The sequence below is a fragment of the Mesorhizobium sp. M6A.T.Ce.TU.002.03.1.1 genome, from assembly GCF_003997275.1.
GTDB classification, from domain to species: Bacteria; Pseudomonadota; Alphaproteobacteria; order Rhizobiales; family Rhizobiaceae; genus Mesorhizobium; species Mesorhizobium mediterraneum.
The window spans coordinates 1-9,849 of record NZ_RZTI01000178.1 but is presented as its reverse complement, the minus strand read 5'-3'; the positions used below and the strand labels follow the sequence as shown (position 1 = coordinate 9,849).

Genomic DNA, 9,849 nt, shown 5'->3' with positions numbered 1-9,849 from the left:
CCGGCCAGCGATCGACCAGCGCCACCGCTTGGCTGTTGGTGCCGGAGACGACGAGCTCGTCGCGCGAGTAACCGGTGCCGTGGCCGAGATCGAGCGGCAACTGGCGCGGCGGATCGATCTTGTTGTCCGGCATCTGGCTCAACTGCGCGGCCCACCGCTCCCGCGGCGACGCGCCGGCAGCGGCGGGACAGGTTCGGTGCTGTGGCCCTTGTAGAGCGGCGATTCCAGATAACGGGCGATGGCAAAACGCACCAGAACGGCAACGGCGGCCGAGGCCGGCACGGCGATCAGCAGGCCGACGAAGCCGAACAGCGCGCCGAAGGCAAACAGCGAAAACATCAGCCACACCGGATGCAGGCCGACGCTTTTTCCCACCAGCCTCGGCTGCAGGATGTTGCCCTCGATGAACTGGCCGACGAAGAACACGCCGGCCACCGCCGCGATCATGGTCCAGTCGGGCCAGAACTGAACGAAGGCAACGCCGACGGCCAGGACCAACCCGGTCAGCGAGCCGACATAGGGGATGAAGGAGATCAGCCCGGCGAACAGGCCGATCAGGATGCCGAAATTCAGGCCGGTCAACGTCAGGCCGGTGGCGTACATGGCGCCCAGCACCAGGCACAGCGTGCCCTGGCCGCGCACAAAACCGGCGGTAGCGGTGTTGATGTCGTTGGCGATGGCCCTGACGGTCTTGACATAGTCGCGCGGCACCCAGCTGTCGACGATCGCCACCATGCGGTCCCAGTCGAGCAGCATGTAGAAGGCAACGACTGGTGTCACCACGAACAGGCTGACCACCGACACTAGCGCCACGCCGGAGCTCCAGATCGATGTGAACACCGTGGTCAGGAGGCCGAAGCCGGAGGTCAGCAGCGAATTCAAGCCTTCGCGCAGGCCATTGGCGTCGACGCCGAATTTCTCTTCCAGCCATCTCGGATCGAAGCTGGTGATCAGGGTCTGCAGCCGGGTCAGGTATTCCGGCAGCTTGCTGGCGAAATCGGCCATCTGCGAGGCCAGCACCGGAACGAGGATGACGAAAGCCAGCACCAGAACGACGATGAAGGCGAACAGGATGACAACCGTCGCCATCAGCCGCGACAGGCCGAGCCGCTGCAGCCGGTCGGCGACCGGGTCGAGAAAGTAGGCGAGGACCATGCCGGCGACGAACGGCAAAAGGATGCCGCTAAAGACATAGAGGAAGACCGCGAGGATGATGGCGCTGATTAGCCAGAAGCGGATTTGGCGGCGAAACACGCCAGACGCGGCGGCATCGGCGGCCGCAGCCTCGGCTGCCGCGTCGATGTCCTGGTCAGGTGTCCGGTGTGGAGCCTTCGCCATAGCCGCTCATATGCCTCAGCCAAGCCACGAGATAGGCCGCGGCCGAAGCCACGGTCAAGACCCCGGACAGCAATATGAGCACCGGCCTGAGCGGATCGAGGTCGAGGGCGAGAGCCAGTTCGCCCAGCACCACCGCCGCCAGCACGATCTGGATGGCGGTGTTGGCCTTGGACACGAACAGCGGCTTCATCTCGACCGGGTGGGCCATGACGGTGGACAAAAGCACGGCGCAGACGATCAGCGCATCGCGCGACACCATGGTGACGACCAGCCACAGCGGCAATTCACCGATGAAGCCCAGCACCACGAACACCGAAACCAGCAGCAATTTGTCGGCCATCGGATCGAGATAGGCGCCAAGTTGCGAAAACTGGTTGAAATGGCGGGCGATGAAGCCGTCGACACCGTCGGAAATGCCGGCGATGAGGAAGCCGGCGAAAGCCCAGTCCCAGTGCGCCTGCAGCATGGCCAGCACCACGCCCGGCACCAGCACGAAACGCATGATCGTGATCATGTTGGGGATGGTCAAACGCATGTCCCGTCGTTTCTGTTTTAATGATACATGATGGAGATGGGACGCTACGGCAAGTGGCGACGCTCTCTCCTCGCTCACCTGCTCCACCCCAGACCGAAAAAACGAACCTAGCGAATGACGATGGCACAGAGATTTACAATCGCCCTGCGTGTCACACTTTGCTATTTGGCCGGAGTAACAGAAAGCTTCCTAGGTTTCGCATCTTTTACAACTCCACACCGCGACGCGTCGATGCATGACCTTTTGATCAGTTTCGTTCTTGCCTTGGTGGTCGGCCTTCTGGCGTCTTGGCCTCTCTGGCTGGTGGCTGCCGCCGTGGCGTTCGTTTTCGGGCGGTCAGTCGCCGTAAACCCGGGTGTCTGGACTGTGGCGGCAAGTTTGATCGCCGCCGGTTTCTCCTACGGGGTCCTCCCGAGCGACGAGGTCAGGTCCTTAGCGACCGTCGGCGCCCTCGCCGCTGCGCTGGCGGGCGTTTCTTTCTACTGCTGGAGCGTAGGGAGCCCGGTTCGGCCGATCTCCAATTGAACATCGCCATCGCTCGCTTGCCTTGCGAGGCAAAAGCGTTCATGCGAAGAGCCCTCAAGCAAGTGGAAACAGAGATGAGCAGGCGCCAGAAATGAGCAAGCGCAAGAACGGGCTCACTTATGCCGAGGCGGGTGTCGACATCGATGCCGGCAATCTCATGGTCGAGAAGATCAAGCCGCTGGTGCGCGCGACGCGCCGGCCGGGCGCCGATGGCGAGATCGGCGGCTTCGGCGGCCTGTTCGACCTCAAGGCCGCCGGCTTCACGGACCCGGTGCTGGTCGCCGCCAATGACGGCGTCGGCACCAAGCTGAAGATCGCCATCGATGCGGGCAAGCACGACACGATCGGCATCGATCTCGTCGCCATGTGCGTCAACGACATCGTCGTGCAAGGCGCCGAGCCATTGTTCTTCCTCGACTATTTCGCCACCGGCAAGCTCGACCCCGACCAGGGTGCTTCGATTGTCGGCGGCATCGCCGAGGGCTGCCGACAGGCCGGATGCGCGCTGATCGGCGGCGAGACGGCGGAAATGCCCGGCATGTATCACGGCAAGGACTACGACCTTGCCGGCTTTGCTGTGGGCGCGGCCGAACGTGGCCAGCTACTGCCGACAGACGACATCGTCGAGGGCGACGTGCTGTTGGGACTGGCCTCGTCAGGCCTGCATTCGAACGGCTTTTCGCTGGTCCGCCGCATCGTCGCGACAAGCGGCCTTGCGTGGTCCGGTCCGGCGCCCTTCAATGATGAAGCCACGCTGGCCGAGGCGCTGCTCGAGCCGACACGCATCTACGTCAAGTCGATCCTCAAGGCGATCCGCGGCACGCATGGCATCAAGGCGCTGGCCCACATCACCGGCGGCGGCTTTCCTGAAAACATCCCGCGCGTCCTGCCGAAGGATTTTTCGGCCGAGCTCGACCTCGACGCCATCGAGGTGCCACCGGTATTCTCATGGCTGGCGAAAACCGGTGGCGTGGCGCCCGAAGAGATGATGCGCACCTTCAACTGCGGCGTCGGCATGATCCTCGCCGTCGCCTCAGGCCAGGCCGCACAGGTCGCTGCCGTGCTGCAGGAGGCCGGCGAGACTGTGGCGCCGATCGGCCGCATCGTGCCGCGCCGCAACGCCGGCGTCATCTATCGGGGCTCGATCGGCCTATGAGCACGCGCAAACGCACCGTGGTGCTGATTTCGGGACGCGGCTCCAACATGACGGCGCTGATCGCCGCGGCCAGCAACCCGGACTATCCGGCCGAGATCGTCGGCGTCATTTCCGACCGGGCCAATGCCGCCGGTCTAGGCATCGCCGCGGCGCGCGGCATCCCTACCAAGGTGATTTCGCGGGCCGACCATACCAGCAAGGAAGCGCATGACGGAGCGATCGACGCGGCACTTGTCTCGTTCGGCGCCGAGATCGTGACGCTGGCCGGTTACATGCGCATCCTCGGCGCGCGCTTCGTCGAGAAGTGGCTGGGACGGATGATCAACATCCACCCTGCCCTGTTGCCTGCTTTCAAGGGGCTGGATACGCATGCGCGAGCTATCCGCGCGGGCATTCGCATCCATGGTTGCACGGTGCATTTCGTCACGCTCGATATGGATGACGGCCCGATCATCGCCCAGGCTGCCGTGCCGGTGATGGTCGGCGACAATGAGGATACGCTTGCCGCCCGCGTGCTGAAGGCCGAGCACCGGCTTTATCCGCTGGCGCTCGGGCTGGTCGCCGAAGGCAAGGCGCGGATGGAAGGCGGCCGTACCGTGCTTGCCCATTTCGCCGACGATGCCGACAACAGCACCTCGGTGGTGATGGCGCCCGATCCGCTGCGCGAGGAGACCGATCTCGAGCATCTGGCGCGCATCACGCCATGAGAGCCATCCTTGAAGGTGGTGGCAAATATTGCTACCATCTTCACAAGGAGACAGTTTGATGGCGCCAGTCGAAAAAGTCAGCGTGGCGCTTTCCCCCGAACTGCTGGACATGGTCAAGGGCGCAGTGGCCAGCGGGCAATACGGTTCGGCAAGCGAAGTAATCCGCGAAGCGCTCCGCGAATGGCGCCTTCGCCAGCCCTTGCGCGAGGCGGAAGCGGAGCGGCTGCGGAAAGCCTGGACGGAAGGGCTGGAGAGCGGCCCGTTCGCGCCTTTCGACATCGAGGACATCAAGCTGAAGGCGCACAGCCGGTTCAGCGACGCTGCCAAAAAAACACAGCGGAATGGCTGACATCCTCATTGTCCGCAGCCCGGCCGCCGAAAACGATCTGATCGAAATCTGGTTTGGCATTGCGACGGACATCCCGCTTGCCGCGGATCGCTTTCTGGACGCCATAGCGGCGCGCATCTTGCAATTGGCCAGCTTCCCTGAGTCCGGCCCCAAGAGACCGGACATCGGCGCCGAGGTGAGAGCGCTGACGATCGGCAATTATCTCGTGCTTTATCGCTTGGCAGAACAACGCGTCGAGGTCGTTCGCGTCGTGCATGGCGCGCGCGACGTCTCGGCGCTATTTTGAAAGATCATGGCAACTGCAATTGGCAGCAGCTGGCGGACATCACGCCCTGAGCAGAGGCTGGCATGGCGACAATGAAACAACTCCTTCTTCTGCGTCATGCCAAGTCGAGTTGGGACGATCCTGACCTCATCGACTTCGACCGGCCGCTTTCCGGGCGCGGGCTGAAGGCGGCCCCGCTGATCGGGCGCGAACTGGCCAGGCAGGGCTGGCTGCCCGATGTGGCGCTGGTATCTCCAGCGCTGCGCAGCCGCGACACATGGCGGCTGGTCTCGGCGGAATTGCCGGCGAAAACGCCGGCCAAATTTGTTCAGGCGCTCTACGAGGCCAGTGCGGCAGACGTTCTCGCCAAGGTACGGCAGGCAAATGCTGTAACAAGCACCCTTCTGGTGATTGGCCACAATCCCGGTCTGGAGGAATTCGCGCGCCGGCTTGCCGGCGCCGGATCGGATGCCGCGGCACTCAAAAGGCTTGAAGAAAAATTTCCGACGGCGGCGCTTGCCCGCTTCGTTTTTGACGGCGACTGGGCACGGCTGGCCCTCGACGAGGCGCGGCTGACACACTGCGTTTGGCCGAAGGATCTGCGCTAAACGGGCGGTGCTGCCGGCTATGACTTAATATGCAAAAGCAAGAGCGGCGGGCCAAACCCGCCGCTCTTTGAGTTCCGGAGCTTGAGGACTTAGCGGCGGCCCCAGTTGCCCCGGCCAGATTGAGGCGCGACGGACTGATCCGAGCCGGACTGGCGCGTCGCATCGGTGTTGACGGCATTATGCTCGGTCGGGAGCAGCTTGCGGATCGAACCCGTGAGCGTGTTGTCGACATTTCCAACAGGCTCATTGCCAACCGGCGCAGCCGGCTGGTTGACGCCGTCCGAACCATAGTGGTCGCTGCCGGCAAAGGCGCTGCCTGTAGCAATGAGGACGGCAGCGGCGGTAAGAGCAATCTTGGTCATTTTTTCAGGTACTCCAGTATTTCCATGTTTTCAGTGTTGTTGTCCGTCTAGTGGCGTGCCTTGGGAGGATTTCGCGTCGTTCGGACCATCCCGAAGTGGGTTGGCCATGCGGCGGTTTCCAATCACAAAGATTTTCCGGCTACGCCTGAATCGGGTGCTTGAAATCTGCCAAAAGGCTTCCTTCGCCACAATCTTTTGCATTCTTTTCAATTTGTTATGCGAATTTGCCTGCCGCGAGGCGCAGGCATTTGCTGAGCCGACGTTCACCCGGTCCTGCACGATGCGTCAACAGAAACGAACCGATCGGTTCGATTCCTCCACTGATGCGCAAATGAAATTTCGCAGAGCTACCGGCTTTGCGTTGCCGCCTTAGACGTGCACGTCACCAAAGGAGAGTTCGCCATCGTCGCCAGCAGCCAGGAAGGCAGTGACTAGCAGGCCGGCATAGAGGGCGGCGACCAGCACGACGATGACCAGGCCGGGAATGGGCCCCAGGGCAGCGCCGGTGACGGCCTCGCACACCGAACCGACGAAGCCGATGCGGACACCCTCGGTTAGAAGACTGGGTGTCGACAGTTTGAGGATCCAGGCCATCAGCAGGATCAGCAGCATGTGGATGTAGTTTCGACGCAGACGACGCGCCAACGCCGCTCGTTGCGAAATGAGGAATTTTGGAGCGCGCAGGCTTTCGCCGACGATCAATAGCCAATCGGACGCAAAGTCCGGCTGCGGCGAGAATATCTGCGCGAAATAGTGCCGTTCGAACTGGCGCACGCGGGCCCGGTAAACGTCGAAGAAGCGATATCGCCGCGCTTCTATCCACAGCAGCAACAGGACAAGCAGCATGGCAAAAAGCAGCACGCCGTGATGCGCGCTAGCCGTCGAAAGCGAGACGGACAGCATCGCCGCGACGACCGTTATCGCCCAATTGCTCGTCCGGTCCAGGCGGTCGCGCCACCCCGTCATGCGTAGAATTTCGGCGCGATGAAAGTGTGACATCGTGGTTACGAGTTCGCCGGGCGAAAGCGTTCTTCCAATGGGGTCCGGCGCTGCCGACACATCTGCCATCTCCATGCCTCCGACCGCCACGCAAAAACGGCTGGAGGGATATATCGTTCCGACGCTTCAATTGGCCGAGCGCAGCCAGACCTTGTTGTCGTGAAAAGCCGCACCGCCATAGGGCGCTGGCGCGTCGGCGCCGGTTAGCACGTTGATGCCCTCGCCCCGCTCATGGGCGCTGTTCGGCCATATGCCCTCGGCCACTACGACGCCGCGCTTGAGGCCATCGAACAATCTTGCGTGCAGCACGACTTCGCCGCGCGCATTGCCGATCTCGACGCGATCGCCGTTGGCCAGCCCATAAGCTGCCGCATCGTCCGGATGCAAAAGCAGTTCCGGCCGGCCCTCCTTGGCCTTCGACACCGGCGTCTCCGAAAACGTCGAGTTGAGGAAATTGCGCGCCGGCGAGGTGGTCAGCCGGAACGGATGCGCCGCATCCGCCACCTCGATCAGGTCGATATGGTCGGGAAATTCCGGCAGGCTTGCCACCGGCCCGAACAGGCCCATGCTTTTCGGCGGCCGGTTGGGCGCCGCCTGACCGGTCCAGTCGGCGCGGAAGCGGAATTTTCCGTCCGCGTGGCCGAAGCCGTTGATGAAATGCGCCGCCTCGAAATCCGGCTGCAAATCGACCCATTTTTCGTCCCTGAGGCTCGAAAAACTGCCCAGGCCCCGCTTGCCCAGGATGATGTCGATATGCTGTTGCTCGGTCATGCCGAAGCCAGGCTTTTCGCCAACGCCCAGCCTTTTACCGAGCTCCTCGATGACGAAATGGTTGGTGCGCGGCCCTTCCGGCGGGTCGATCAGCTTCGGACCGAGCGTGATATGCTGGTTACCGCCGCCCTTGTAGACGTCATCATGCTCGAGGAACATCGTCGCCGGCAGCACGACATCGGCAAGTTTTGCGGTGTCAGTCATGAATTGCTCGTGCACGCAGGAAAATAGGTCGTCGCGCAGAAAACCCTGCTTCACCAGCCGCTGCTCCGGCGCGACATTGACCGGATTGGTGTTCTGGATCAGCAGCGCCGTCACCGGCGGGCCGCCATAGAGCGCATCCTCAGCGCCGGTCAGCACGGGGCCGATGCGCGAATGGTCGAGATGGCGGATCGCGGGATCGCGCATCCGCGTGCCTTCCAGCAGTTCCTGGTTCAGCTTGAAGATGCCCGAATTGGAATGGAACGCGCCGCCGCCCTCATACTGCCAGCAGCCGGTGACCGCGGCGATCGAGGCCGCGGCATGCATGTTGACCGAGCCGTTGCGCTGGCGCGAGAAGCCGTAGCCGAGGCGGAAATAGGTTTTCTTCGTCGTGCCGACGAGATGGGCGAATGCCTCGATCTCGTCGACGGAAAGCCCGGTGATACCAGCCGCCCATTGCGGCGTCCTCGTCTGAAGATGCGCTTCCAGACCGTGCGGGTCGTCGGTGTATTTTTCCAAATAGGCGCGGTCGGCCATGCCGTCACGAAACAGCACATGCATCACTGCGCAGGCCAGTGCGCCGTCGGTGCCGGGCTTCAGCACCAGGCCGAGATCGGCCTGTTTCATCGTCGCGTTCTCGTAGACGTCGATGACGACGATTTTCGCGCCGCGTTCCTTGCGCGCCTTGATCGCGTGGGTCATGACGTTGACCTGGGTGACCACTGCATTGGTGCCCCAGATCACCACGCAGTCGGACTTGGCCATCTCGCGCGGGTCGGGACCGCGCAACGCGCCGGCGCCCATCATCCAGCCGGTCCAGGCCAGGTTGGTGCAGATCGAACCGAAGAAGCCGGAATATTTCTTGGCGTGCCTGAGCCGCTCGATGCCGTCGCGCTGCACCAACCCCATCGTGCCGGCATAGTAATAGGGCCAGACCGTCTCCGAGCCGTATTTTGCCTCGGCCGCGATGAACTTTTCGGCGACGAGGTCGAGTGCCGCCTCCCAGCTCGCTTCCTTCCAAAGGCCCTCACCCTTGGCGCCGGCGCGGATCAGCGGCTTCAGCAGGCGGTCGGGGTGATGGACGCGGTCGGCATAGCGGGCGACCTTGGCGCAGATGACGCCTGATGTGTAGCTGTTGGCCTTGGCGCCATGGACGCGACCAATGCGCCTGCTGTCGAGCAGCTCGACCTCGAGCGCGCAGGTCGACGGGCAATCATGCGGACAGGCCGAATGGCCGATTCTGAGCTTGGCGTGTTGATTCATAGGGCCAAACTAGCCGTATATGGCAGCGGCGTGTAGGGCCAGATGGCGCTACTCCGCCGTGCCTTCCTCGTATTCCGCCGACATCGACAGCCATTTTTCTTCGTGGGCGGCCAACGTCTGGGCAAGCTGCGAGCGCTCCTTGGCCAGCTGTGTCGCCGTCGACGGGTCTTTTTCATAGACCGCCGGATTGGCGAGCTCGTCCTCGATCAAGTCGATGCGCTTGCGGATGCGGTCCATCAGCGCTTCTGTGGCGCGGATCTCCTTGGCCAGCGGCTCGAAGGCCGCGCGGCGTGCCGCCGCGTCGCGGCGACGGTCGGCCTTCGAGGCTTTTTCGGCCTCGCGCTTGCCGCGGCGGTCGCCGGACACGCCGGTGACCAGCGTCTTGTAGTCCTCGAGATCGCCGTCATAGGGATTGACCGCGCCGTCCTTGACCAGCCACAGCCGGTCGGCCGTCGCCTCGAGCAGATGGCGGTCGTGCGAAATCAGGATGACGGCGCCGGGAAATTCGTTCAGCGCATGGATCAGCGATTCACGGCTGTCGATATCAAGATGGTTGGTCGGTTCGTCGAGGATGAACAGGTTTGGTCCTTCGAAGGCCGACAAGCCCATCAAGAGCCGCGCCTTCTCGCCGCCGGACAGGTCCTTGGCGGCGGTGTTCATCTTCTCGGTGGTCAGGCCGAACTGGGCGACACGGCCGCGCACCTTCGATTCCGGTGCTTCCGGCATCAGCCGGCGGACATGCTCATAGGCGTTTTCGTTCGGTCGGAGGT

General features: G+C 63.0%; 11 protein-coding genes. 5 read left to right on the top strand and 6 right to left on the bottom strand.

The window, feature by feature from the left end; all coding sequences use genetic code 11:
* Positions 1-138: 138 nt before the first annotated feature.
* On the bottom strand, positions 139-1,338 hold the full coding sequence (locus EOC93_RS30640) for an AI-2E family transporter (RefSeq protein WP_095483246.1): 1,200 nt from the start codon (positions 1,336-1,338) through the stop codon (positions 139-141).
* Positions 1,310-1,867: a CDP-alcohol phosphatidyltransferase family protein gene (locus EOC93_RS30635; protein ID WP_095483311.1), complete on the bottom strand. Its 558-nt coding sequence runs from the start codon at positions 1,865-1,867 to the stop codon at positions 1,310-1,312. Before EOC93_RS30635 ends, EOC93_RS30640 begins: the two co-directional genes overlap by 29 nt.
* Before the next feature lie 622 nt (positions 1,868-2,489).
* Here EOC93_RS30635 and purM point away from each other — a divergent pair.
* The 5 genes from purM (at position 2,490) to EOC93_RS30610 (ending at position 5,483) form a co-directional block, all read left to right on the top strand.
* Positions 2,490-3,554, top strand: coding sequence for a phosphoribosylformylglycinamidine cyclo-ligase (purM, locus tag EOC93_RS30630; RefSeq protein ID WP_127206491.1), 1,065 nt, complete (start codon positions 2,490-2,492; stop codon positions 3,552-3,554).
* Positions 3,551-4,261, top strand: a complete 711-nt coding sequence (gene purN / locus EOC93_RS30625; RefSeq protein WP_095483243.1) for a phosphoribosylglycinamide formyltransferase — start codon at positions 3,551-3,553, stop codon at positions 4,259-4,261. The genes purM and purN overlap by 4 nt, the downstream gene beginning before the upstream one ends.
* Before the next feature lie 58 nt (positions 4,262-4,319).
* Positions 4,320-4,610, top strand: a complete 291-nt coding sequence (locus EOC93_RS30620) for a type II toxin-antitoxin system ParD family antitoxin (protein WP_127206490.1) — start codon at positions 4,320-4,322, stop codon at positions 4,608-4,610.
* Entirely contained in the window at positions 4,603-4,896 is a 294-nt protein-coding gene (locus EOC93_RS30615; RefSeq protein ID WP_127206489.1) for a type II toxin-antitoxin system RelE/ParE family toxin, read from the top strand. The genes EOC93_RS30620 and EOC93_RS30615 overlap by 8 nt, the downstream gene beginning before the upstream one ends.
* A 71-nt stretch (positions 4,897-4,967) precedes the next feature.
* The gene (locus EOC93_RS30610; protein ID WP_126107539.1) at positions 4,968-5,483 is read left to right on the top strand and encodes a histidine phosphatase family protein; all 516 of its coding nucleotides are present in this window, start codon (positions 4,968-4,970) and stop codon (positions 5,481-5,483) included.
* A gap of 89 nt (positions 5,484-5,572) precedes the next feature.
* Here the strand turns inward: EOC93_RS30610 and EOC93_RS30605 are convergent, their stop codons facing one another.
* From EOC93_RS30605 to EOC93_RS30590, 4 genes are all read right to left on the bottom strand, one after another.
* Positions 5,573-5,845, bottom strand: a complete 273-nt coding sequence (locus tag EOC93_RS30605; RefSeq protein WP_127206488.1) for a DUF680 domain-containing protein — start codon at positions 5,843-5,845, stop codon at positions 5,573-5,575.
* Between the two features lie 369 nt (positions 5,846-6,214).
* Positions 6,215-6,913, bottom strand: a complete 699-nt coding sequence (locus EOC93_RS30600) for a DUF2270 domain-containing protein (protein ID WP_127206487.1) — start codon at positions 6,911-6,913, stop codon at positions 6,215-6,217.
* Between the two features lie 57 nt (positions 6,914-6,970).
* The gene (locus EOC93_RS30595; RefSeq protein WP_127206486.1) at positions 6,971-9,079 is read right to left on the bottom strand and encodes a molybdopterin oxidoreductase family protein; all 2,109 of its coding nucleotides are present in this window, start codon (positions 9,077-9,079) and stop codon (positions 6,971-6,973) included.
* 48 nt (positions 9,080-9,127) lie between these two features.
* Positions 9,128-9,849, bottom strand: a 722-nt coding sequence (locus EOC93_RS30590; protein WP_164759340.1) for an ATP-binding cassette domain-containing protein, incomplete at its 5' end; no start/stop codon positions are given.